The 22,467-nt window shown below is 51.9% G+C and carries 22 protein-coding genes; 15 read left to right on the top strand and 7 right to left on the bottom strand.

The genetic code is table 11. The features are described 5' to 3' along the window. The first annotated feature begins 69 nt into the window (after positions 1–69). Together AC0YN0_RS15555 and AC0YN0_RS15550 are read left to right on the top strand one after the other, a co-directional pair. On the top strand, positions 70–393 hold the full coding sequence (locus AC0YN0_RS15555) for an antibiotic biosynthesis monooxygenase family protein (RefSeq protein WP_475822058.1): 324 nt from the start codon (positions 70–72) through the stop codon (positions 391–393). 31 nt (positions 394–424) lie between these two features. Next, positions 425–1,387 (top strand): D-2-hydroxyacid dehydrogenase, encoded by a 963-nt coding sequence (locus tag AC0YN0_RS15550; protein WP_475822057.1) that lies wholly within the window; start codon positions 425–427, stop codon positions 1,385–1,387. A gap of 59 nt (positions 1,388–1,446) precedes the next feature. Here the strand turns inward: AC0YN0_RS15550 and AC0YN0_RS15545 are convergent, their stop codons facing one another. Genes AC0YN0_RS15545 through AC0YN0_RS15535 form a run of 3 tightly spaced genes read right to left on the bottom strand, consistent with a single transcriptional unit; the run spans position 1,447 to position 4,083 of the window. Continuing rightward, positions 1,447–2,442: an ABC transporter ATP-binding protein gene (locus tag AC0YN0_RS15545; RefSeq protein ID WP_475822056.1), complete on the bottom strand. Its 996-nt coding sequence runs from the start codon at positions 2,440–2,442 to the stop codon at positions 1,447–1,449. A 15-nt stretch (positions 2,443–2,457) separates the two neighbouring features. Continuing rightward, the gene (locus tag AC0YN0_RS15540; protein ID WP_475822055.1) at positions 2,458–3,276 is read right to left on the bottom strand and encodes an ABC transporter permease; all 819 of its coding nucleotides are present in this window, start codon (positions 3,274–3,276) and stop codon (positions 2,458–2,460) included. Between the two features lie 9 nt (positions 3,277–3,285). Continuing rightward, on the bottom strand, positions 3,286–4,083 hold the full coding sequence (locus AC0YN0_RS15535) for an ABC transporter permease (RefSeq protein WP_475822054.1): 798 nt from the start codon (positions 4,081–4,083) through the stop codon (positions 3,286–3,288). A 293-nt stretch (positions 4,084–4,376) separates the two neighbouring features. On the opposite strand from AC0YN0_RS15535, the gene AC0YN0_RS15530 reads away from it, so the two are divergent. The 3 genes from AC0YN0_RS15530 to AC0YN0_RS15520 all read left to right on the top strand — a co-directional run bounded on the left by AC0YN0_RS15530 (position 4,377) and on the right by AC0YN0_RS15520 (position 7,078). After that, positions 4,377–4,880, top strand: coding sequence for an AAA family ATPase (locus AC0YN0_RS15530; protein ID WP_475822053.1), 504 nt, complete (start codon positions 4,377–4,379; stop codon positions 4,878–4,880). A gap of 116 nt (positions 4,881–4,996) precedes the next feature. Next, complete coding sequence (locus AC0YN0_RS15525) at positions 4,997–6,775, top strand: glycerophosphoryl diester phosphodiesterase membrane domain-containing protein (protein WP_475822052.1); 1,779 nt, start codon at positions 4,997–4,999, stop codon at positions 6,773–6,775. Positions 6,776–6,832: 57 nt separating this feature from the next. Next, entirely contained in the window at positions 6,833–7,078 is a 246-nt protein-coding gene (locus AC0YN0_RS15520; protein WP_475822051.1) for a hypothetical protein, read from the top strand. A gap of 19 nt (positions 7,079–7,097) precedes the next feature. Here AC0YN0_RS15520 and AC0YN0_RS15515 read toward each other — a convergent pair whose 3' ends face one another. Then, positions 7,098–7,967, bottom strand: coding sequence for a LysR family transcriptional regulator (locus tag AC0YN0_RS15515; protein WP_475822050.1), 870 nt, complete (start codon positions 7,965–7,967; stop codon positions 7,098–7,100). Positions 7,968–8,082: 115 nt separating this feature from the next. Here AC0YN0_RS15515 and AC0YN0_RS15510 point away from each other — a divergent pair, with 115 nt between their 5' ends. After that, complete coding sequence (locus tag AC0YN0_RS15510) at positions 8,083–8,586, top strand: GNAT family N-acetyltransferase (RefSeq protein WP_475822049.1); 504 nt, start codon at positions 8,083–8,085, stop codon at positions 8,584–8,586. Here AC0YN0_RS15510 and AC0YN0_RS15505 read toward each other — a convergent pair. Continuing rightward, positions 8,583–9,476, bottom strand: coding sequence for a LysR family transcriptional regulator (locus AC0YN0_RS15505; RefSeq protein WP_475822048.1), 894 nt, complete (start codon positions 9,474–9,476; stop codon positions 8,583–8,585). The genes AC0YN0_RS15510 and AC0YN0_RS15505 overlap by 4 nt on opposite strands. Positions 9,477–9,597: 121 nt before the next feature. Here AC0YN0_RS15505 and AC0YN0_RS15500 point away from each other — a divergent pair, with 121 nt between their 5' ends. Next, the gene (locus AC0YN0_RS15500) at positions 9,598–10,878 is read left to right on the top strand and encodes an adenylosuccinate synthase (RefSeq protein ID WP_475822511.1); all 1,281 of its coding nucleotides are present in this window, start codon (positions 9,598–9,600) and stop codon (positions 10,876–10,878) included. Positions 10,879–11,151: 273 nt separating this feature from the next. Here AC0YN0_RS15500 and AC0YN0_RS15495 read toward each other — a convergent pair whose 3' ends face one another. Both AC0YN0_RS15495 and AC0YN0_RS15490 read right to left on the bottom strand, forming a co-directional pair. Next, a complete protein-coding gene (locus tag AC0YN0_RS15495) occupies positions 11,152–12,135 on the bottom strand; it encodes a sensor domain-containing diguanylate cyclase (protein WP_475822047.1) in 984 nt (327 codons plus the stop codon). Positions 12,136–12,159: 24 nt separating this feature from the next. Beyond that, positions 12,160–12,966 (bottom strand): alpha/beta fold hydrolase, encoded by an 807-nt coding sequence (locus AC0YN0_RS15490; protein WP_475822046.1) that lies wholly within the window; start codon positions 12,964–12,966, stop codon positions 12,160–12,162. A 207-nt stretch (positions 12,967–13,173) separates the two neighbouring features. Between AC0YN0_RS15490 and AC0YN0_RS15485 the strand changes: the two genes are divergently transcribed. The 8 genes from AC0YN0_RS15485 to AC0YN0_RS15450 all read left to right on the top strand — a co-directional run bounded on the left by AC0YN0_RS15485 (position 13,174) and on the right by AC0YN0_RS15450 (position 22,405). Next, complete coding sequence (locus tag AC0YN0_RS15485; protein ID WP_475822045.1) at positions 13,174–14,364, top strand: GntR family transcriptional regulator; 1,191 nt, start codon at positions 13,174–13,176, stop codon at positions 14,362–14,364. Between the two features lie 182 nt (positions 14,365–14,546). Then, on the top strand, positions 14,547–15,839 hold the full coding sequence (locus tag AC0YN0_RS15480) for a glycoside hydrolase family 125 protein (protein WP_475822510.1): 1,293 nt from the start codon (positions 14,547–14,549) through the stop codon (positions 15,837–15,839). Between the two features lie 86 nt (positions 15,840–15,925). Next, the gene (locus tag AC0YN0_RS15475; protein WP_475822044.1) at positions 15,926–17,239 is read left to right on the top strand and encodes an ABC transporter substrate-binding protein; all 1,314 of its coding nucleotides are present in this window, start codon (positions 15,926–15,928) and stop codon (positions 17,237–17,239) included. A gap of 67 nt (positions 17,240–17,306) precedes the next feature. Continuing rightward, positions 17,307–18,194 carry a carbohydrate ABC transporter permease gene (locus tag AC0YN0_RS15470; RefSeq protein WP_442051035.1) on the top strand — a complete coding sequence of 296 codons (888 nt, stop codon included), beginning with the start codon at positions 17,307–17,309 and terminating at the stop codon, positions 18,192–18,194. Between the two features lie 12 nt (positions 18,195–18,206). Beyond that, complete coding sequence (locus tag AC0YN0_RS15465; protein WP_475822043.1) at positions 18,207–19,094, top strand: carbohydrate ABC transporter permease; 888 nt, start codon at positions 18,207–18,209, stop codon at positions 19,092–19,094. Positions 19,095–19,110: 16 nt separating this feature from the next. Further along, a complete protein-coding gene (locus AC0YN0_RS15460) occupies positions 19,111–20,268 on the top strand; it encodes a glycoside hydrolase family 76 protein (protein WP_475822042.1) in 1,158 nt (385 codons plus the stop codon). Further along, positions 20,265–21,344 (top strand): glycoside hydrolase family 76 protein, encoded by a 1,080-nt coding sequence (locus AC0YN0_RS15455; RefSeq protein ID WP_475822041.1) that lies wholly within the window; start codon positions 20,265–20,267, stop codon positions 21,342–21,344. Before AC0YN0_RS15460 ends, AC0YN0_RS15455 begins: the two co-directional genes overlap by 4 nt. Then, positions 21,344–22,405, top strand: coding sequence for a glycoside hydrolase family 76 protein (locus AC0YN0_RS15450; protein ID WP_475822040.1), 1,062 nt, complete (start codon positions 21,344–21,346; stop codon positions 22,403–22,405). Before AC0YN0_RS15455 ends, AC0YN0_RS15450 begins: the two co-directional genes overlap by 1 nt. The last annotated feature ends 62 nt before the right edge of the window (positions 22,406–22,467 follow it).

Raw genomic sequence — 22,467 nt, 5'->3', positions numbered from 1 at the left:
ACAAATTCCTTAAAAGTGGTATAATCATCATTAGACGGAACATGAAGACGGAAGGAGAGAGAGGCTGTTATGGGGCAGAAGCCGGATGGATCGTATTACGCGGTTATTTTTACGAGCAAGCGTACGGAAGGTGATCAGGGCTATGGACATATGGCTGATCGGATGGAAGAGCTTGCGGGGAAGCAGCCGGGCTTCATTGGAGTCGAGAGCGTTAGAGATGGCGCGGGAGTCGGAATTACCGTTTCTTATTGGGATAGTCTTGAGGCAATCAGCAACTGGAAGAGAAATGAAGCCCATCATGTTGCCCAGGAGAAGGGCAAGCAGGTGTGGTACGAGCATTACACGGTTCGAATCTGCAAGGTCGAGAGGGAGTACTCGTTCGGATTAGTTTGAATGAACGCACTGACATAGGAGGTAATGATAAATGAGATCAATCCTTTGTATACCGGAATTAACGTTGGAACAGCAGGAGATGGTGCGGAGTGCTGCGCCTGGTTTATCGATACAGTTCGGGGAAGCGTCTAAGAGCTTTGATGAGCACGACTACAAGGAAGCGGAAGTTATATTCGGCTGGGATGCGAAGGTGAGGACGGCAGCTTTGCAGGAGGGGACGAAGCTGCGCTGGGTGCAGAGCTGGTCTTCGGGCATCGACAGTCTGCCACTGACGGAGCTGGAGCAGCGCGGTATCTTACTTACCGATGCCAGCGGCGTACATGCAAGATCAGTATCTGAGACGGCTGTCGCTATGATGCTCGGCCTCGCACGAGGTATTGCAACGGCCGTTCGCAATCAGCATTCGGGCTTATGGGAAAGCCCGGTAACGCTGGCGGAGGTGAACGGAGGCACGGTGGCGATAGTCGGCGCAGGGGAAATCGGCCGAGAGGTTGCCCGTATAGCGCGGGCGTTCGATATGCGCGTGATTGCCGTACGCCGATCGGGAGGCACGATGGCGGAGGCCGACGTCGTCTACGAGACGGCAAGACTCGATGATGCGCTGAGGGAAGCCGATTATGTCGTTAATATTTTACCTCTTACGAACGAGACGGAGCATATATTCAATGCGGAGCGATTCGCCGTTATGAAGCGCGGCGCATACTTTATTAATGTTGGACGAGGTGGGACGGTTCGGACTGATGATCTCATTGAAGCGCTGAATAAGGGGATCATCGCTGGCGCAGGACTTGATGTGTTCGAACAAGAGCCGCTGCCTGCGGACCATCCTCTGTGGTCGATGCCGAACGTCATTATAACACCGCATAATGCCGGTGGAATGACCGTGCGCAACACGGAGCGGCTAGTGAAGCTGTTCGTGAACAATCTGAAGATCTATTTATCCGGCGAGTCCGGAAGCTTGCGCAATCTGGTTGATTATAGCAAGAAGTACTAATAGAAGAAGGAGGTGTCTCGAAAGCCGTTGGCTTGAGGACACCTCCTTCTTCTTAATCGTTATACCGTCGCCGTCGTCTTATACACTTCACGGATCGCGTCTTCGACGTTGGGCTCCTTCACGCTTATATCTTGAATCGGAAGCTTCTGCGACAGCGCGGCGATCAGTTCGGAAGCCGATACGGTTTCCTTCTCGAATTGATACCAAATTTTGAGCCCCTCTTGTTTGATTACGGTGGCGTTAGGGGTGGATAGATCGTCGCACGGCTCTTGAAGCTCTACGACTAACATGCGGTGAGGCGTCAGCTTATGAATAATCGAGTCGATGGGCCCGTCCTCGACGATCTTGCCGTTATTGACGACAATGATTCGGCTGCATAGCTGTTCGACGTCGTCGAGGTCATGCGTCGTCAGAATAACCGTTACATTCCGTGTACGATTAATCTCCTTAATGAAATTGCGGATCGCATGCTTGGCATCGGCATCAAGCCCGATTGTCGGTTCATCCAGAAACAGCACGGATGGGGAATGCAGCATCGCCGCCGCGATATCGCCGCGCATGCGCTGGCCAAGCGATAGCTGACGAACGGGCGTATGGATGAAGTCCTGCAGCTTAAGAACATCGGTCAGCACGGCGAGATTTTCCTCATAGGCGGCTTGATCGATCTGATAAATTCTTCGCAATAGCTCGAACGATTCGCCAAGCCGGAGATCCCAATAAAGCTGCGTGCGCTGGCCGAACACGACGCCGAGCTTGCGAACAACGGCCTTGCGGTCCGCTTGCGGGGAAATGCCGCATACTTTAATCGTGCCGGCAGTCGGGTGGAGAATACCGGTAAGCATTTTGATGGTCGTGCTTTTGCCGGCGCCGTTCGGGCCGATGTAGCCGACGATTTCGCCGGGAGCAATGGAGAAGCTAATGCCGTTCACGCCGTTAAATTTTGTTTTTTTCGGAAACAGCAAGCTTTTGAGCGAGCCGCGAAGTCCGCTTTCTTTTTTCACGATGATATATTCTTTCACGAGATCCTTTACTTCGATGACGGCTTCCATTCCCATTCTCGTAATGTCCCCCTATGAGCCTGCGCTCTCGTAGTTTTTCATGCCGTATCTAAAAATAATGCTCGCAAGCAAGAAGCATATCAATCCGACTGCAGGCGTCCAAAGCGCGAAGCTGAGCGGAAGCTCAAACCCGCCGTTATCCGTACCGAGAAACTCGGCAGCGGGGTAGAAGCTGATGAATCCGATCGGAATGACGAAAGTGAATAGCGCTTGCAGAAAATAAGGGTACATGCTCAGCGGGTACATCGTTGCGCGTTCCAGCATGGCGAGGGCGAAGCCTACCATGGAGCCGTTCCGCTTCGTCCAGAAAGCAATCGCGCCCAAGCTGGTGAACAGGGCTGCCCGAATCAGAATACCGCCGATCAGCACGAGAATGAGCTTGCCGACGTTGACCAGCGTCCATTCGAAACCGGCTATTTCACAGCCGTAGATGAATATAATTACGCCAGGAATGCAATCAATGAGTCCGATAAAGTTCACATAGCTTGCTATGAGCTGGAAGAACACGTTCATCGGCCGCAGCAGCAGACGATCGAAGCCGCCGTTAATGACCATTTGATCGATACTCCATGTATTGATGAAGAAGACGACGAAGATGCCGTGGCTAATCAGTCCGAGTCCATACAGGAACGTAAGCTGGGGAAAATCCCATCCGTTCAGCGGTTGGAACCGGTCGACGATAATCTTCAGCATCCAAATGCCGGAGAAATATTGAATAGGGATCATAAGCAGCCAGCTGAACAAGAAGAGCGGGTACTCCAGCTGCCGCTGAACGGCCAGGCGAGCGAAGCAGGAAGCGACGGATACATAGTGCTTAATCGAGGAGACCATATCGGGTCATCATCCTCCTTGGATTAATGTTTTTTTCTTCGTGCGTGCCCATCCGGCTGCAAGGAAGAGAAAGAGGATAACGACCCACGCGCCCTGGACGGTCATAGCGATTAAGGCATCACCTGCGTTCGTATTGCCGATATAAATGCCGAGCGGTGTCTGGTACGTGTATTGAAAGGGCAGAAACTTCGAGATGGTCTGGACGCTGTCGGGAAAAAACCATAGCGGTATGATGCTGCCGGATAATACGCGAACGATGCTGTCTTTGACCATCCCCATATTGCCGAGTTCCATGACCCAGAACGCGATCAGTCCGACGAGCGCGCTGAGCAACCACAGAATGGCATAGCTTAACAGGCAGCTCGGGAGAAAGAGGAGGAAGCTTTGGAAGGAAGCGGGCCAAGGGATCCCGAAGAAGATGGAAGCAAATACGATGAGCGGAAGCGCTTTGTTCATGAATGAACTGAGCATATCGCCGATGTCGTCGGCGAGGTAGCAAGCTAGAAGCGGAATCGGGCGATAAAAGTCGGTGACGATCTGTCCTTCTCTTATTTTGTAATAAATCGTATTCTGTACGTCGCAAACGAAGATGGTCGAGAGTGTAATCGCTAGAATGGTGTAAGTCGTTACATCCTGCAAGCTGAGCGTTTCGACGGCTCCGGTGCCGCCTTTGTAGGCGGTCTGCCATAAGAAAACGGATGCCAGCGTGAGAATGAGGTTGGTGGCTACAGCGGTGAATACTTCAAAACGATAAGTCAGATTGGTAATAAGCCTCATCTTCGTTATGTACCAATAAGCTTGAAGCATATGAACCCCCTCGAATGCAGCGTAATAAGAAATTATAATGTTAATATATTAATATATGTAAAAGAATTAGGCTACGGATATTTTTATTATAATTATTTGTTATTGATTATTTACCATATAGGCGCCGCAAGGCAGTCTTGAAGGACCCGCAAGTCCCGATCGTGGGATTTGCGGTTTTTCTTTTTTTAAGCGGTTCTCTTATTAGCCTATACCTTGTCCTTTCGTGTCGCATAGCATGTCATATGGACTCCGTTTCGTCAGGAGATGAGCGAAAGAGCAGAGGGGAAATAATAATGACGCATTCATTGTTTATTGTTACGGGATTAAGCGGATCTGGAAAAACAACGACCGTACCGGTACTTAGAAGTATGATGGGAGCCGGATTCAATGTGTATGATATGGATTCCATCGTGGTGAAGGGCGACTATCAAGCCGCTTGCAACAACTGGATAAGAATAGCTTATTTTAATAGTTTAAGTGGACACTGTACGGTTTTATTCGGGGTCATCCCCCAAGCGTATAACCTTGAGCTGTGCGATTATTTCCATAGATTCGATTCCGTGCATTATTTGCTTCTGCATTGCAGTAATGCAGAACGGACCAAACGATTAACAGCTCGCACTCGCAACGTGTGGACGGAAGAAGGAATTGCAGCTGCAAACGATTTCGCCAGCAGGATGTTTGAAGAAGCGATGTTATCTTCGCAGCCTATAGTCGATACCACAGATACACCTACGCCGATCGTAGCGTTTCAAATCAAGGAGTGGGTGATTAAACATTGGGGTGAGCGGAATTAACGCAGTTCATTGGCATCAAAGCAGGTTCATCGTGTAAAATGGTCGTTCTACAGCTATAATTGAAATAGCTGGCGCTGACGCGCCAATTATTATGTGCATAGATAGGATGAATAGCCATGATGAGGCTGCTAGGCAAAAGCATTCGTGATTTTCGCGCCTCGTACCCGAAATTGCTTCTTTTCGAGTATTTATATATGCTACTGACGAGTTCGGTCATCATTCCCGTTATTACGTTTATTTTCAACCGGATATTGACGGTCGTCGGCTCAGGCTCACTGCTCAATGGCGAGGTCTATCGGCTGGGCTTCAGCTACGAAGGTGTTCTTGGACTGATTCTGATTGGACTCGTCGCGTCCTTCGCCTTATTCATTGAACTATGCGTGCTTATCATTATGGTGCAGCAGAAGTACTTCGGCAGAGAAGTGGCGATTATGGACGCCTTTCTGACGACGCTTCGCCAGACGCCGCGCCTGCTCGGTTTCGGTATCGTGCAGCTGTTCGTCTTCCTGCTTGTTCTGATCCCGTTCATCGACTCGCCGCTGTCCGCATCGTTTTACGCGCTGTTCAACGTTCCGATTTTTCTGCGCAGCAAAGTGTTATCGGCCTCATTCATAATGACCTTTGTTTATATTCTAGTGCTCCTGGCTGCCTTGTACACGGTGCTGCGCTGGATCTTCGTATTGCATTTCATGATGCTGGAGGGCAAGACCATTACGGAGGCGATTCGAAGCAGTCTCGTGCTGACGCGGGGGAGAAGGCTGCAGCTTTTCTTCTCGTTATTTTTGCTGAATGCGGCTATTTTCGGCTTGGGCTTTGTGTCGATTCGCTCGTTGTCGCTGTTGCCATCATGGCTTGATATTAATGTGCTAAAAGTGTTTACCGCCCATTATTCGCTTACGGTTTCGACCATTCTTACATATATGCTGACGCTGCTGCTCTTGCCGATTAACATGATCTTTCTGACTCGGCTGTTCTATTCCTTCGGGCGTTCTAAGGGCGTAATGCCGCTGGATAAAGTTCGCGTATATCGGAGTCGGCTGGGAAGGCTGGAAGAACAAATATCTTCGTATATGCGGGAGAAGGGACGAAGCAAGACAAGGCTGATTTACTTGGTCGCCGCTGCTGTTTACTTGTGTTTGGCGTTATTTCTAGGCTTCAAGGCGAATGACAATCTCGTCTATGCCAAGTGGAGCGTACTGATCTCCGCCCATCGAGGGGATACGGAGGATGCGCCGGAAAACTCAATTCCATCGATTACATCGGCGATTGATAAAGGCATCCAATCGGTAGAGATCGACGTGCAGCTGACGAAGGATGGCGTACCGGTTCTAAATCATGATTATAATTTGAAGCGAGTGTCTGGCGTGGAGAGACGCGTATCCGAGCTTACCTATGTGGAGCTGAGCGAAATTGCGATCGGCAGGGATGAGAACGGGGACGTTATTCACATTCCGACGCTTAGCGAAGCGCTCGCGGAGGGGCAGGGAAGGATTAAGCTGCTGCTGGATCTGAAGCCTTACGGTCCGAGCGACGAGCTAGTGAGAAGCGTCGTAGGTCTCGTGAAATATTTTGGCATGGAAGAGGACGTCTATATTCAATCGTTCGACAGCCATACCTTGCAGCAAATTCGAGCGATTGCACCCGATATTAAGATCGGGCAAATCTTATATTTTGCGTTAGGCGACTTGTCGGCGCTGGACGTTGATTTCTATACGATCGAGAAAGTCATGCTGACGGAGCAGCTCGTCGAGCGGGTGCATGGCGCGGGGCGCGAGCTATGGATTTGGACGGTGAACAGCAGGAGCAATATGAAGGAAGTGCTCAAATTCCAAATCGACGGAATCATAACCGATTACCCGGTTCGAGCCCAGTCAATCGTCGAACTTAACCTGTAATGGATGCAAGTGTTATAAAAAAGAACCGCAGCTCTCCATAAGAGGCTTGCGGTTCTTTTGTTCGTTAGGATGCGGGATTTCTCGTCATGGCCGCGGCGTGGATACGGCTCAACGCCAGCTCATCGAAACCGAATTGTACGACTCTGCGTGCCGCCTCTTGCCAAGCAGGACATGATCTTCTTGACGAACGATGGCGAAGACATAGCGGTCTCCCTGATCGGACGCTTGCCGAGCGGCTTCAATCCATTGTTCCGCGGCTCCATCGGGGTAGGGGTGAGGGATGGCCAGCGTTGTGCTGGCTAGCTCGTCTACCATGCTTTTGCTAGATAACGCTGTCTGCCCCGTGTACGCCGAGCAGCTCTAGAGCTGATTTTACACTGGCATCGTTGGCTTTATCAGTCAGATAACTTGCATATAACCGGAGGGTCAGAGTGTCAAAATCATTGCGAAGAACAAAAAGCTTACGCGCATCGAGAAACGGCTGGGCAATGGACTTCGGCAAGAAGCCGAATACCGATCCTTGCAGCAGCATGGTCAGCATGATAGCAGAGTGATCAGTCTGTAGGGCCGGAATGTAGCCAGGTCCAACTAAGGATGAAAACCAGGCCGGGAACGGAAAACCCCACTCGATATGACAGTAGCTTGGAGAGTGGAAGTCGGCCGCAGAGGCTTCTCGATGCTCTTGCGCGGATACGAGCACAATATCGTCCTCGTACAGCAGCATTTTGGCAACTTTCGGGTGATCGGGTGGGTCATAGCGAAGCGCAACATGGACGACGCCGTCGAGCAGCAGGTCGCGAATCATATAGCTGGAATCAATGTAGCTGAGAAATTTAATTGCAGTGTTCTTGTGGCTGCTTCGGTAGGCGAGGATGCGATCCAGGTACTGATAATGCCAGACCGCGCCTGGTCCGCTCAGAACGATTGACTGATCGTATTGCTCGGTAAGCGTCAGCTTGCTTTCTTCGAATAACCGGAGCATCCGCTGCGCGTAAGGATGGAAGGATACGCCGGCTTGCGTCAGGCTTACATTGCGGTTGTCTCGAAGAAACAACGGTTTGCCGACAGCGCTCTCGAGCGCTTTGATCCGGGCCGTAACGGCGGATTGAGAAATATGCAAGTGCTCCGAGGCTTTGGTGAAATTAAGCGTTTGGCTAACCGCCAGAAAAGCTTCCAACTGTGATATGTCCATCTTGCACACCTCTATTATTCGAAATATCGATTATTGTAATAAGAAAGATTCGTTATACAAATTATAATCACGGATTTATGATCTTTCTATACGTTTCGAAGAGAGGGGATTGCAGATGAAATTTACATTTGAACAAGTCATGCAAATCGAGGACATTTTGGAGGATCTGTCTATCCTGCTCAAGGCAGTCGTAGAGGATGGAGCGTCGCTGGGCTTCTTGCCGCCGCTTGCCGATAAGGGGGCGATAGACTATTGGAGAAACGTACTCCAGCAGGACGTATTACTCTTCGTTGCCAAGCACGACCAACGAATCGTCGGTACGGTACAGCTCCATCTATGTACGAAGCCGAACGGACTCCATCGCGCCGAAATCGCGAAGTTGATGACCGATCCGGATTATAGGCGCAAGGGGATTGGCCGTAAGCTGATGCAGATAGCAGAGCAGCGCGCCATACAGGAAGAGAGATCGCTGCTCGTTCTCGATACGAGGGAGGGCGATCTGTCGAACTTGCTCTATCGTTCGCTTCATTACGTACAGGCCGGAATCATCCCGCATTACGCGAGATCGGCGAGCGGTGAGCTGGATGCAACCGTTATGTATTACAAGCTGTTCAGTTAGGCATCATCATAGCTGGGTAATAATGCAAGGAACGCTTTCGAAGCAGACGATAGCGGTACGCCATGGAGTGAAGCGACGCCAATGCTTCGCTCAGGCAGCGGCGGAAGGAGCGGCAGCTCGAGGAGCTCGCCGCTCTCTAGCCGTTCTTGAATGAATTCGCGGATAACGAATGCAAGTCCGAAGCCGCGAAGGGCGAACTGAACAAGCAGATCGATGCTGCCGAGCTCAATCTCGGGGCTGAGCCTTATGCCATTCGCTGTGGCAAACTCATCGATATAGGTCCGTGTGCTTGAGCCCGGTTCAAGCATCAGCAATGGATACTGGCCTAGGTTATCCAAGCCGAGAGGCGTGCCGGCCAAATGTTCGTAGCCTTTGCCGGCGACAAGACAATCGTGAATCGTTGCGGTTTTGCGAAAATGGATTTGCTTATCCGGAGCGGGCGAGCCGACGATGCCAAAGTCGATTTTCCCTTGTCTAAGCAGCGACAGCGTCTCCGGCGTCGTCCGATTCGTGATATGAATGCGGATATGGGGATGTCTCTCATGGAATTGCTCCAGATACGGCAACAAATAATAGTTGCACAGCGTATCGCTCGCTCCGATATGAATGTCTCCGCTATGAAGCTGATTCATCTCCGCAATGGCGCGTTCGCCGCTCTCGATATTCAGGAAAGCTTGTTCGATATACCGAAGCAGAACATCGCCTTCAGTTGTTAGCTTTACGCCTTTGGACGTACGGAAGAATAGAGCCCCTCCCATTCGCTCCTCTAATTGTTTAATGGTATGGCTCACCGCCGGTTGCGTAATATGAAGTTTTTCCGCTGCCGCAGTTAAGCTGCCAGTCTTAGCGACCCGGTAGAATACGCGATACCATTCCAAATTAACGTCCATGTCATTACCTCGCCTTATATCAGATATTACTAATATTAATTTTATTTATATAATAAGCGTAATTATAATGGGGGATGTAACCAAATACAAGCGCGTCCTTGACGCGGCGGAGGCGGATTCCATGACGGTGACGGCAATCGTAGGAGCTAACTGGGGAGACGAAGGGAAAGGAAAAATGACGGATATGCTGGCGGCGCAATCCGGGTATGTCGTCCGCTATCAGGGCGGCAGCAACGCGGGGCATACGATTATTAACCACTACGGAAAGTTTGCTCTGCATATGCTGCCTTCCGGGGTGTTCTACCCTGGAGTCCATAACGTGCTAGGACCGGGAGTTGCGCTGGATATTGGCAAGTTGAGGGAAGAGTACGAGGCGCTTATCGGGCGAGGCGTGCGGAAGCCAAGCCTGCATGTATCGGAGCGGGCGCAGGTTGTGCTTTCCATTCACCGGCTGTTCGACGAGCTGGAGGAGGAGCGGCTAGGTCAGCGAGGATTCGGCTCGACGAAGCGAGGTATTGCGCCTTTCTATGCGGATAAGTTCGCGAAGCTGGGAATCCAGGTTGCTGATCTATTTGAACCGGTTAGATTACGGGAAAAGCTTGAGCAATCCTTAGCTGCGAAAAACATACTGCTCCAGCATTTATATGGACGTGAGCCCATTGAAGCAGAAGTGTTGCTGAACAGCTTGCAGCAGGAGGCGGATTGGATTCGGCCCTTCGTCTGCGATACGACTGACATGCTGCAGGAGGCTTGCAGGAATGGGGAGCCTATTCTGCTGGAAGGGCAGCTCGGCGCGCTTCGTGATCCCGATCACGGCATTTATCCGTATTCAACCTCATCTTCGACAATTGCGGGCTACGGTCCGGTTGGCAGCGGCATACCTGTACGAGCCGTAACGGATGTGATCGCCGTTGTTAAGGCATATTCCAGCTGTGCCGGGGCAGGTCCTTTCATATCCGAGATTGAGGGAGAGGAAGCGGACGAGCTCAGACGCCGCGGCGGCGACGCTGGCGAATATGGCGTTACAACAGGGCGTCCGAGGCGCATGGGATGGTTCGATGTCGTTGCTACAAGGTACGGCTGTATGATACAAGGGGCTACAGAGGCGGCACTTACTAATCTCGATGTGCTTGGCTACCTCGACACGATTCCTGTGTGTACGGCCTACGAGTTGGAAGACGGTACAGTTACAGACAAGTTTCCGTCTACGGGAAAGCTGCAAGGAGCGAAGCCAATCCTGCAGCATTTGGCAGGCTGGCGAAGTGATCTATCGGGCGTACGGAGTTTTGACGAGCTGCCGGAAGCGGCTAAAGCGTACGTTCTATTTATCGAGGAGAACATCGGGGTTAAGATTACGACGGTGTCCATCGGCCCGGGGCGGGAACAGGTTATTATCCGCTAAATTGAAACGCTGTACGGGAGTTAGAGTCTGCCTGCGCTTGTATAAGAGCATATGTGCTCTTACAGGGGAAAGCTGGTATGTGATTGTGTCTGTGAGTGCATTTAGGCTCTTATGGAGCAGATATGGTGGTTCGAGCCTGTTAACGCTCCTCTGTAAGAGCATATGTGCTCTTACAGAGAAAGGCTGGGTATGTGATCACGTTTGTAAGTGCGTATAGGCTCTTATGGAGCGGATAAGATAGCGCGGCTCTAAGAGAGATCGAGTCATACGTGGCTAGCTTTCTACTGAATGTGCGGCATGCGTCACGCGGTTTCTTCCGCCGGCTTTGGACTGATAGAGAGCCAAGTCGGCTTGATGAAGCAACGTTTGCTCGGTATCTGTATCCGTTACGGTCGATATGCCGATGCTAATGGTGATCTGGTAATTGTCCATAGGGGTCTTAGCTACCGTACGGCAAATATTGTCCGCGATAACAATCGCTTCGTCTTGCTCCACGTCCGGCAAAAGGGCTACGAATTCCTCGCCGCCAAAACGGGCCACAACATCCCCTTCGCGCAATAAGCGCTGCAGCAAGCGAGCCAAACTCGACAGCACCAAGTCGCCAACCGGGTGGCCGTATGTATCGTTAATATGTTTAAAATGATCAATGTCGATAATGAGCAGCGATAACGGCTGCCGTGTTTCTTGATATTCAGCGATGAGCTTCTGCAGGCTCTCTTGGAAGTATCGGCGGTTCCGCAGCCCGGTGAGCGGGTCAGTCGACGCTTTGACCTCGAGCTCATGGTTGATCCGCATTAATTCCTGCTGCTTGATCTCATACTCTTCATGCAGCCGTTCGAGCTGCTTGTTCGCCTCGCTGGTCGCCTGGTACAGGTGTTCCAGCCTTTCCTTCGTCTGCAGAACGTCCTTCTCATGCTCGATCCGCTTACGCATCATAACGACAACGCAATCGATGACGATCTGTCCGTCACGTTCTTGGCGAACACCGTTCAGCAGCACGGGTACTTCCTGGTTGTCGCTTGTTCGGAACGACAAGTACATCTCATTCACATGTCCATTGATCTGAATGTATGGATAGAAGTAAGTGTGAAAAAAAAGCTTGTTCGTGACGGACATCGTTGTTTCAATATGACGGCCCAGCAGCTCGTCACGCTCCAGCAGGAGCATATCGAGCAGCGTCTGATTAACGGATTGAACGATTCCCGTATCCAAGATCGAGAAATAGCCGCAAGGGGCTGTTTCTAATTGTATATCCATGTTAACGTTCCTCCACGTATTCCGCTACGCACTGGCCAAATACTGCTTAATGAACCGAATCGTTTCCTCAGGGTGACTCAGTTGAGGGTAATGGCCCTTGGCAGTCATTAGCCGAAGTGTACTCTGCTTCAGATGGTCGTGCAAGTATTGACCTACTTCAACCGGTGAGATGCTGTCGTCCGCGCACTGGAGAATAAGCGTCGGTATCGAAGCGAGCTCAAGCTGGGTACGGCAATCGGAGAGGAAGGTTACTTCCGCGAACTGCCGGGCAATATGGGGGTCTCTCGAGCAGAAGCTCTGCTCCAGCTCTTCGGAGAGCTCGCGCCGTTCCGGATTTTGCATCACGATGGGTGCCAAGTAGCTGGCCCAACCGATGAAGTTCAGCTGCATCATGCTCAGCAATTCGTCAATATCGCTGCGTTCGAAGCCTCCATAATAATCGGGGAGGTCGTTGACATAGCGAGGAGAAGGTCCAAGCATGACGATTCGCTCAAAATATTCGGGATTCCGGATGGAAGCTAACATGCCGATCATGCCGCTTACGGAATGGCCGACAAAGATCGTGTCTCGCAGCTCGAGCCTGTCCATAATGTCCAGTACATCTTGGGCATAGCCTTGCAAATCGTTATATTTGGTCGAATCATAATCGTTAATTTGGGATTTGCCCGAGCCTACATAATCGAATAGGACGACGCGATAGTTTTGTTCGAAGGCAGGGACGATATAGCGCCACATGTGTTGGTCGCAGCCAAAGCCGTGGGCAAACACGATGGTTCGGCTTCCTTCCCCTAATACTTTCACATTGTTACGTACGAGAACATCTAACGTCATAGTAGTCTCCCTCTTTCCTGAGGTAGTTGCTTCTCTCACATTATAGCGGAAAAACACGAATAATGGAGAAGATTCTCCATTCATATCCACTAGATTTATCGGCATAACCGTCAATTTTAAAAATAATATAGCATGATATATCATTATGTGATAAAACTAATATATAAGGAAAAACGAGAGCAGGACAGGGAGTTTGGAGGTATAGGAATGGCGAACGAAACATCATCGAAGCCGATGTACGAGAAAATTTTTGAAACGGTGAAAAACCAAATATTAAGCAAGGAATATGGGGCTGGCGAACGAATACCGTCGGAGAAGGAACTGGCCGATGAGTACAGCGTCAGCCGTATTACGAGCAAGAAGGCGCTCGAGATGCTGGCTGGCGAGAAGCTTATCGTCAGAATACCCGGCCGAGGCTCGTTCGTGCTGGATCCATCTGGAGAGACGGGGGCTGCAGATTCCGAACCATCTGCAAGCCAACTGCCGAGAAGCGCGGGGAGCACCGCGAATAGGAACGATTGCACCACGATCGGGCTTGTTATCACCGACTTCGGCAACAGCTATGGAACGGGCTTGATCTACGGCATGGAACAGGCGTCCAGGGATAATGACTGTTTCCTGGTGCTGCGTCGTTCGTTCGGCATTCCCGACAATGAAGAAGAATCGATACAGAAGCTGCTTAAGATGGGCGTAGACGGACTAATCGTGTTCCCGGCACAGGGCGAATATTTCAACGCGGAGATTCTGAAGCTGGTTATTGCCAAGTTTCCGCTTGTGCTTGTCGATCGCCATCTGAAAGGGGTTGCCGCGGCTTCTATCAGCACGGACAACGTGACGGCAGCCCGCGTGGCGACCGAATATTTATTCGGTCTCGGCCATCGGCATATCGCTTTCCTCTGTCCTCCGCCAACCGACACGTCGGCCGTTGAGGACCGAATCGAGGGCTTCATTCAGGCGCATGCCGAGCAGGGCATTATGGTGGACAAGGAGCTGTGGGTAGCCGATTTGTTCTCTACGCTGCCCGATTCCTTCCGTGATGACGATAATGTAGAGCGTGACGTGCTGAGGTTAATGGAGCATCTGCGGAACAATCCATCCATTACGGCTGTATTCGCTATTGAGTACAATATCGCGCTGCTGGCCAGAGCGGCAATCGAGCGGTTAGGCATGCGCATTCCGCAACATATTTCCGTTATTTGCTTCGACAGTCCGCCTACCGATCTCGGGGGAACCTATGCGTTCACGCATATGCGGCAGAACGAAGAGGAGATGGGGAGGCTGGCGATTGAGCATGTCCTTAGGATCAAGGAGGGGCAAGCGGTCACCAATAACAAAGTCACCTTGGACGCCAAGCTTGTTATTGGGCAATCGACAGGCGAGGCGCCTAACCGGATATAGACAGAGCTTGATTGTTATACCCTCATCGCATCGCGGTGGGGGTTTTCTTTTTAACTGCATTAATATATTAGCATACTAATTCACAGTGAAAAATCAGTTATTGACATACCATTAACATACTAATATACTAGCTACATGAAAGCGGTTTATTATACAGTGCAGAACGGAGGAGCAAGATGGAGATGACGACCGAGAAGCGGTTGCCAGAATCGGTGAAGGCTTTAGTTGCAACCGTAAAGGAGAAGCTGCCGCATCGCGAACGGATTGCGGCCATGTTCGAGCAATGCTTATCCAATACGTGGAATACAACCATCAGACGCGAGGAGGATGGCACCACATTCGTTATAACAGGTGATATACCAGCTATGTGGCTGCGTGATTCAGCTGCTCAAGTACGGCCGTTCCTGCTCGCTGCCGCTGGGGACGAGGAGATTGCCGATATGATCGAAGGTTTGGTCGAAAGGCAATTCCGGTACGTGATTCACGATCCATATGCGAATGCTTTCAATGAAGAGGCAAGCGGCAAGGGACATCTTGGGGATAAGACGAAGATGACCCCTTGGATATGGGAGCGGAAATACGAGATCGATTCCTTATGTTATCCGATTCAATTGAGCTACCTGTTATGGAAAAACACGGACCGAACCTCCCAATTCGGACAGTCTTTCCGGAATGGGGCAGAGGAAATCCTAAAGCTGTGGACGCTTGAACAGAATCATGAGAACGCTTCCAATTATTCGTTCGAACGATTCGGATGTCCAGCATCCGATACGCTTCCGCGTGAAGGCAGAGGGACGCCGGTTGCTCTAACGGGAATGACTTGGTCGGGATTTCGGCCAAGCGACGATGCTTGCCAATTCGGCTACTTGATTCCTTCCAACATGTTCGCTGTTGTTTCTCTTCGCCAGTTGGCGGAGATCGCGCGGCGCGTGATGAATGACAATGCGCTGGCGGAACGCGCCGAGACGCTTGCCGACGAGATCCATCGCGGGATTGAGCAATACGCCAAGGTGGAGCACCCGTCGTTCGGTACGATTTACGCTTACGAAACGGACGGCCTCGGTCAATACAACTTGATGGATGACGCCAACGTTCCGAGCTTGCTGTCTATTCCGTACATCGGTTATGCCTCGGCGGACGATCCGATCTATGAAAATACGCGCAGCTTTGTCCTAAGCGAGAGCAATCCTTACTACTACGAGGGAACGTCCGCGTCAGGCATCGGAAGTCCGCATACGCCGGAGCAGTACATATGGCCAATTGCGCTGGCGATGCAGGGATTAACGGCCAAGGAGCAAGAGGAGAAGGAAAGACTGCTCGATCTTATGGCGCATACCGATGCGGGAACGGGCTATATGCATGAAGGATTTCACGCCGATGACCCGGCTGCCTATACCCGGCCTTGGTTCTCGTGGGCAAACATGATGTTTTGCGAGCTTGTACTTGACGTATGCGGTATACGCGTACGCAAGTAACGACGGTTAGACGGGGAGCAATCCTCTTATAACATAAATAAATGAGAGAACGAAAACCATTAGAGATTCAAGGGAGGCTAGTTCTAATGAAGAAGTGGTTCAAGATGGGGACGATCGCTTTGGCAACGACGGCCGTGCTTGCCGGCTGCAGCGGCAATAACGCAGGTTCGAACAATTCGGGAAGCGGCAATGAGACAGAGAAGCCGGCAGGAGACAGCGGAAGCAAAGGCGCGGTGGAGCTAACGTTCTGGGGCGACTGGGGCGGCGAAGGACAGATTCAATTCGAGACGATGGTTGACGCGTTCAACAAATCGCAAGACAAGATCAAGGTCAAGTACGTGCTGCAGCAGGATATGATTACGAAATTTCTAACGGCAGCGACTTCCGGCGGCTCGCCGGACATTCTGTTCTGGGATAGATGGCGCACATCGCTGTACGCGCCGAAGAACGTCCTGCATCCGATCGACGAATTCATGGAGAAGGACGGTCTGGCTCGCGGCGAGTTTTACGAGGAATCACTCAAAGAGCTCTCATATGGAGATAAATTATACGGTTTACCTTTAACGGTCGATGCTCGCGCTTTATTTTACAATAAGAAGCTTCTTGCGGAAGCGGGCGTTGAGCCGCCTACGACATGGGCGGAGCTCGAAGCTGCTGCGGCAAAGCTGACCAAGTGGAACGGCAACAAGCTTGAAGTATCGGGCTTCTCCCTAGGGGATAACGGTCTGTTCAACATGTATCTGCAGCAAGCGGGCGGCCAAATGCTGACGGAGGACGGCAAGACGGACTTCAACAATGAGCAAGGGAAGCAGGTTCTGGAGCTGTGGGATCGCTTGCTGAACAAGGATAAAGTGTACAAAGTCGGCTTCGAGCAAGGGCTTGGCGAAGGCACGGACGCTTTCGTAACAGGGAAGCTGGCGATGCAGTATACAGGACCATGGATGCTGAGCACCTACAAGAAATACGGCAAAGATCTCGACTTCGGCATCGTGCCGCCTCCTGCGGGACCGAATGGCGACAAGGCAAGCGTCATGGGCGGCTTCGGTCTCGTTATTCCGGAGGGCTCCAAGCATCAAGCGGAGGCATGGGAGTTCATTAAGTGGTGGACGGCGAACAAAGACAATGCGCTGCTATGGGCAAAAACAAGCTTCAATATCCCGGGCTTCAAGCCGGCGCTTGAAGATCCGTTCTTCCAGGACGATCCGTTCTGGAAGCCGATCTTAGAAACGCTGGAGTTCGCGAAGATTCGTCCGCAGCATCCGGGTTACTCCGTCATGGAAGGCGATGCATTGACACCGAACCTGCAGCTGCTTCAACAAAATAAGCAGAGTATCGAGGATACGCTGTCCAAAGCGCAGTCGCAAGGCGATAAGCTGCTCAAGGATAACGAAGTGAAATAATCGGCGTGGATGAAGAGGGGGAGGAGGTCCTCCCTTTCTTCGTTCCGCTAAGAAGGAGGTATTCCTCATGGCTTCCATGAAAAAGCTTGAACGGCATCAAGCGCGAACGGCTTATCTATTCATTACGCCAACGATGCTGCTGTTCATCGTATTCACGGTCATTCCCGTCTTTATGGCGCTTTATCTTAGCTTTACGAACTATGACGTCATTAGCAAAAAAGATTGGGTAGGCCTCGACAACTACAAACGGCTGATCGATGACACTCTGTTATGGACGACTTTCAAAAACGTACTTATCTACTCCGTCATATTCGTTCCGCTGAACATTATAATCTCGTTGTCGCTTGCGATGCTGATGAATCGCGCTTGGCGGGGCGTTAAGCTGTTCCGGACGCTTAATTATTTGCCGACCTTAACATCCGCGGTGGCTGCGGCTACCGTATGGATCTGGCTGCTTCATCCCGAATACGGGCTCGTCAACGGGCTGCTGTCTTCTATCGGCATAACCGGTCCTGCATGGGTAGCGCAGACCGAAACGGCGATGATGTCGATTATTATGCTGACGTTATGGCAATCGGTCGGCTCGAACATGATTATTTATTTGGCAGGGCTGCAAGGCGTGCCGGAATACTTATACGAATCGGCCAAGCTGGACGGCGCTACGAAATGGGATAGCTTCCGATACATTACATGGCCGCAACTGAGACCGACGACTTTCCTCGTCAGCACGATGTCCATCATCGGAGCGCTGCAGTTGTTCGATCAAGCATTCGTGTTGACGCAGGGCGGTCCCGCGAATGTCACGAAGACGCCTGTCTATCTGATCTATCAGCAGGGATTCAATCAGCTTCAGATGGGTTACGCTTCGGCGCAGGCATTCGTGCTTGCCATGGCTATTCTTATTTTCTCGCTTATTAATATGAAAATCAGCAAGGCAGAAGAGTCTGTCGTATAAGGAGGAGAAGCGATGGATACCATCGGAAGCACGGCAACCCTGCGAGTGGTCCGCAAGCTCGCTTATTACATCCTTTGCATCGGTATTGCGGTCGTCATGTTCCTGCCATTCTATTGGAGCGTCCTGACGTCGATCAAGCCGGATTCGGATATATTCTCGATGCCGATCAAGTGGTTCCCGACGGACATTACGTTCGAGCATTATGTCAAAGCGTTTACGACTGTACCCTTCGGGTTGTTCTTCTCGAACTCGCTCATTCTTGCCGCATCGGGCGTGCTTATGAATTTGTTCTTCGGGTCGCTGGCGGGCTTCGCGTTCGCGAAGCTGAAGTTCAAGCTGAGTCAGCCTTTGTTCCGCGTGCTGCTGGCCGCCATGATGATTCCGGGCATCGTTACGATGATACCGAGCGTCTACGTGCTCAAGCATCTGCCGTTGTTCGGCGGCAACGACTTGTTCGGAGCCGGAGGCAACGGGCTGCTGAATTCGTTTTGGGGCATTATTTTGCCGGGTGCGTCCGGTTCGTTCGCAGTGTTCTTCATGAGGCAGTTTTTCCTTACGCTGCCAAGCGACATGATGGAAATGGCGCGCATTGAAGGGGCTGGCGAGTTCAGGATATTTTGGCGCATCTATTTGCCGCTGACGAAGCCGGCCTTGGCTACGCTAGGCATCTTCACCTTCCAAGCGGGTTGGAACAGTTTCTTATGGCCGATGATCGTTCTTAACGATCCCGCCAAAGCGACGATCCAGATGGGGCTGCAGGCTTTCTCGTACAACTATCAGACCGATTACGGTCCGATGATGGCGGGGGCGCTCGTCGCTATTTTTCCGATACTCATTATGTTCCTGCTGCTGCAGCGTTACTTCATTCAAGGGATCGCGTTCAGCGGAATCAAGGGATAGGGGGATAAACACGGCTATGGGTTCACGGAAAGTTGTTCTCCTAACCGCATCCTGTCTTGTTCTGGTCGCTTTGTTAGCTGGAGGAAGCCTATGGGCGGCGGGAGTATGGAAGCCGTTCGGCGGCGGCACTTCGGATGGCGTATGGCAGGAGAGAGCCGATCTCGCGCAAGCGGAGCTGGCGGATTCGTTCTGGAATGAGAGCCGGGGTTTGTATGACAATGTCTCTCCGTGCATCGCGCAGTTATGTACCGACCCTTTCAACTATTGGTGGCAGGCTCATGCCGTTGATGTGCTGGTTGACGGATATGAACGCACAGGCGATGAGCGGTACGCGAAGCTGCTAAGCGGAATGTATGACGGCATAGCGGAGCGGAATGCCGGCGTCTATCCGAACGATTATTACGACGATATGGAATGGATGGCGCTTGCGTGGCTTCGCGCCTACGATGCGACGCGGGATGAGAGATACATGGAGGTTGCGAAGCTGCTGTGGGAGGATATCAAAACCGGCTGGAACGAGGAGCAGGGCGGCGGCATCGCTTGGCGTAAGGAGCAGTTGAATTATAAGAATACGCCTGCGAATGCGCCTGCGGCTATTTTGGCAACGAGATTATATGAGCATACGAACGATAAGGAAGAGCTGGAATTCGCGACTCGCATCTATGAATGGCAGAAAGAAACGCTGGTCGATCCCGATACCGGATTTGTGTGGGACGGTATTAATCGACAAGGTGACGGGTTAGTCGATAAAGATTGGAAGTTTACTTACGGTCAAGGCGTCTATATAGGCGCGGGGGTCGAGCTGTACAAGGCGACGGACGATGAACGTTACTTGCAGGATGCGAAGAGAACAGCTGCTGCTGCGATTAACGAGCTTACCAGTCCGGCTACGGGCATGCTGCCTTCGGAAGGCGACGGAGACGGAGGATTGTTCAAAGGCATATTCGTTCGTTATTTAGGAGAGCTCATTCAGGTGGACGACGAGCCGGAGGCGTGGATAGAGCTGCTGGAGACCAATGCGGCAAGCTTATGGGAATATGGCAAGGATAGCGAGAAGGCACGCTTCAGTAATTCGTGGGCGCAAACACCCGAGAAAGCGGTACAACTTAGCACGCAACTAAGCGCCGTTATGCTGCTGGAGCAACGGGCGCGACTGGAGGAGAGAGAGAAATGAATCAGGCAGAGCATGGGATTTGGGAGAATCGGGCGGATGATGCGCAGGCAGCGCTGGAGCGATTATTTTGGAACGAATCGATACGGCTGTACAATATCGAGACGCCGTGTCCGGACGGCGCATGCAACACGATCTTTCATTACTGGTGGATGGCGCATGCCGCTGACGTCCTGACGGATGGTTATCTTCGAACAGGCCAAGAGGCGTATGCCAAGAGGCTAAGCGTGTTTTTTGATGGATTGCTGGAACGCAACGGCGGCGAATGGCCGAATGAGCTGTACGATGATATGGAATGGATGGCGCTTGCATGGTTGCGCGCGTATCAAGCGACGGGAGCCGCGAAGTACAAGGAAGCCGCGCTCTTGCTTTGGGAAGATATCAAGACGGGCTGGAATGAGCATATGGGAGGCGGCATCGCATGGCAGAAGTCGCAGCTTGATTATAAAAATACGCCTGCAAACGCTCCGGCGGCAATCCTTGCCGCGCGGCTGCATCAAGCGTTCGGATCGGAGCCGGATTTGGCATGGGCCGTAAAGATTTACGAATGGCAGAAAGCCAATCTCGTAGATCCGGCCACCGGCTTCGTATGGGATGGGATGAATCGTCTCGGCGACGGGCAGATCGATAAGCATTGGAAGTTCACGTATTGCCAAGGCGTGTTCATCGGAGCTGCCGTTGAATTATACCGGATCACGAGTGATGATCGGTATTTGGCCGATGCATCGCGTTCCGCTTCGGCATCTCTTGCCGAGCTTGCGCACCCATCGACGAAGCTGCTGCCGGATGAGGAAACGGGCGACGGCGGGCTGTTCAAAGGCATCTACGTTCGCTATTTGACGGAGCTTGCACTCGAGAGCCGCGGTGTGGAGCAGGCGGTTGCCGATACATTAGCTGCTAACGCCAAGCTGTTGTGGGAGCAGGGCAGAACGGGCGAGCCGGTGCTGTTCTCGCCGAACTGGTCGGTGAAGCCGGAGGGCATTGTAACGCTGAGCGTCCAGCTTAGCGCGGTAAAGCTGCTCGAGGCGGCGACGAGACTGAACGCTGCTGGTCTTATTGGGGAGGAGGCGCTCGCCTAATGGGATTGTCCGATCCATTGGTTTCGGCGTGGAATGATTTGGCGAATGAGGCGCAGGCTGCCTTGAGAGAGCGGTACTGGAACGATGAGTTAGCGATGATGAATCAGTGGTACCCGCCTGTCAAAGCTTTCGGGGAAGAGAACTTCTATTATTGGTGGCAGGCGCATGTCATGGATGTTCTAGTTGACGGCTTGGAGCGAACGGGAGAAGCGGCGTACAGGGAACTGCTGAGTAAGCTGGCGGAAGGGGTTCATGCCTATAACGGCGACACCTTCAAACACAATTACTACGATGATATGGAGTGGACGGCGCTCGCCCTATTGCGCGCCTATGAAGCAACTGGTGAAGAGCCCTATTTGTCAAACGTGCTGGAGCTGTGGAAGGATATCAAGACGGCTTGGAACGGTCATATGGGCGGAGGCATGGCGTGGAAGAAGGATCAGCTCGATTACAAAAACACCCCAGCCAACGCGCCTGCCGCCATTCTGGCTGCCAGGCTGTATCGTGCCTATGGCAAGGAAGAAGACCTGGCGTGGGCGGAGCGAATCTATAAGTGGAATCGCGATAGCTTGGTAGACCCCGCCAGCGGTTTCGTGTGGGATGGGATGAACCGGCTTGGCGACGGACGGATCGACAAGGACTGGAAGTTTACCTATTGCCAAGGCGTCTTCATCGGAGCGGGCGTGGAGCTATATCTGGCAACGCGCGATGAGACGTATTTGCAGGAAGCTTGCCGTACGACGAGAGCCTGCTTTGCGGAACTTTGCGATGCCGGGACGCTGCTGCTGCCGGATGAAGGCATTGACGACACGGGTTTATTCAAAGGCATCTTGATCCGTTATCTTATGCAGATGGCCCTGGTAGCTCCGCCAGCAGAACGCGATGCCATCATCGCGGTCATTGAAGCGAATGCCGCATCGCTGCGGGATCAGGGGCTTAATCGCGAGTTGAATCTGTGCGGCCCGTCGTGGTCGATGCCCCCGTTGCTGCCAATCCAATTGAGCGTCCAGCTAAGCGGCATCATGCTCCTCGAAGCGATGGCGAAGTTAGCAAAACAATAGGCGTAAATCTAGTACTCTTTGAATAGGTATAGTGTATACCGAAATGAAAGAGGAGGATTGCG

It is taken from the genome of Paenibacillus sp. J22P218 (assembly GCF_056269195.1).
Note: the sequence above shows the minus strand (reverse complement) of the source record. Positions and strands in the feature narration are given on the sequence as shown.

What these genes read in the sequence shown, in the direction of transcription:
- AC0YN0_RS15535 (WP_475822054.1), bottom strand. Translation starts at nt 4,083, where the DNA reads ATGCTTCAAGCTTATTGGTACATAACGAAGATGAGGCTTATTACCAAT.
- AC0YN0_RS15450 (WP_475822040.1), top strand. Translation starts at nt 21,344, where the DNA reads ATGGGATTGTCCGATCCATTGGTTTCGGCGTGGAATGATTTGGCGAAT.
- AC0YN0_RS15555 (WP_475822058.1), top strand. Translation starts at nt 70, where the DNA reads ATGGGGCAGAAGCCGGATGGATCGTATTACGCGGTTATTTTTACGAGC.
- AC0YN0_RS15490 (WP_475822046.1), bottom strand. Translation starts at nt 12,966, where the DNA reads ATGACGTTAGATGTTCTCGTACGTAACAATGTGAAAGTATTAGGGGAA.
- AC0YN0_RS15475 (WP_475822044.1), top strand. Translation starts at nt 15,926, where the DNA reads ATGAAGAAGTGGTTCAAGATGGGGACGATCGCTTTGGCAACGACGGCC.
- AC0YN0_RS15515 (WP_475822050.1), bottom strand. Translation starts at nt 7,967, where the DNA reads ATGGACATATCACAGTTGGAAGCTTTTCTGGCGGTTAGCCAAACGCTT.
- AC0YN0_RS15540 (WP_475822055.1), bottom strand. Translation starts at nt 3,276, where the DNA reads ATGGTCTCCTCGATTAAGCACTATGTATCCGTCGCTTCCTGCTTCGCT.
- AC0YN0_RS15510 (WP_475822049.1), top strand. Translation starts at nt 8,083, where the DNA reads ATGAAATTTACATTTGAACAAGTCATGCAAATCGAGGACATTTTGGAG.
- AC0YN0_RS15460 (WP_475822042.1), top strand. Translation starts at nt 19,111, where the DNA reads ATGGGTTCACGGAAAGTTGTTCTCCTAACCGCATCCTGTCTTGTTCTG.
- AC0YN0_RS15470 (WP_442051035.1), top strand. Translation starts at nt 17,307, where the DNA reads ATGGCTTCCATGAAAAAGCTTGAACGGCATCAAGCGCGAACGGCTTAT.
- AC0YN0_RS15550 (WP_475822057.1), top strand. Translation starts at nt 425, where the DNA reads ATGAGATCAATCCTTTGTATACCGGAATTAACGTTGGAACAGCAGGAG.
- AC0YN0_RS15480 (WP_475822510.1), top strand. Translation starts at nt 14,547, where the DNA reads ATGACGACCGAGAAGCGGTTGCCAGAATCGGTGAAGGCTTTAGTTGCA.
- AC0YN0_RS15545 (WP_475822056.1), bottom strand. Translation starts at nt 2,442, where the DNA reads ATGGGAATGGAAGCCGTCATCGAAGTAAAGGATCTCGTGAAAGAATAT.
- AC0YN0_RS15500 (WP_475822511.1), top strand. Translation starts at nt 9,598, where the DNA reads ATGACGGTGACGGCAATCGTAGGAGCTAACTGGGGAGACGAAGGGAAA.
- AC0YN0_RS15525 (WP_475822052.1), top strand. Translation starts at nt 4,997, where the DNA reads ATGATGAGGCTGCTAGGCAAAAGCATTCGTGATTTTCGCGCCTCGTAC.
- AC0YN0_RS15530 (WP_475822053.1), top strand. Translation starts at nt 4,377, where the DNA reads ATGACGCATTCATTGTTTATTGTTACGGGATTAAGCGGATCTGGAAAA.
- AC0YN0_RS15485 (WP_475822045.1), top strand. Translation starts at nt 13,174, where the DNA reads ATGGCGAACGAAACATCATCGAAGCCGATGTACGAGAAAATTTTTGAA.
- AC0YN0_RS15455 (WP_475822041.1), top strand. Translation starts at nt 20,265, where the DNA reads ATGAATCAGGCAGAGCATGGGATTTGGGAGAATCGGGCGGATGATGCG.
- AC0YN0_RS15465 (WP_475822043.1), top strand. Translation starts at nt 18,207, where the DNA reads ATGGATACCATCGGAAGCACGGCAACCCTGCGAGTGGTCCGCAAGCTC.
- AC0YN0_RS15495 (WP_475822047.1), bottom strand. Translation starts at nt 12,135, where the DNA reads ATGGATATACAATTAGAAACAGCCCCTTGCGGCTATTTCTCGATCTTG.
- AC0YN0_RS15505 (WP_475822048.1), bottom strand. Translation starts at nt 9,476, where the DNA reads ATGGACGTTAATTTGGAATGGTATCGCGTATTCTACCGGGTCGCTAAG.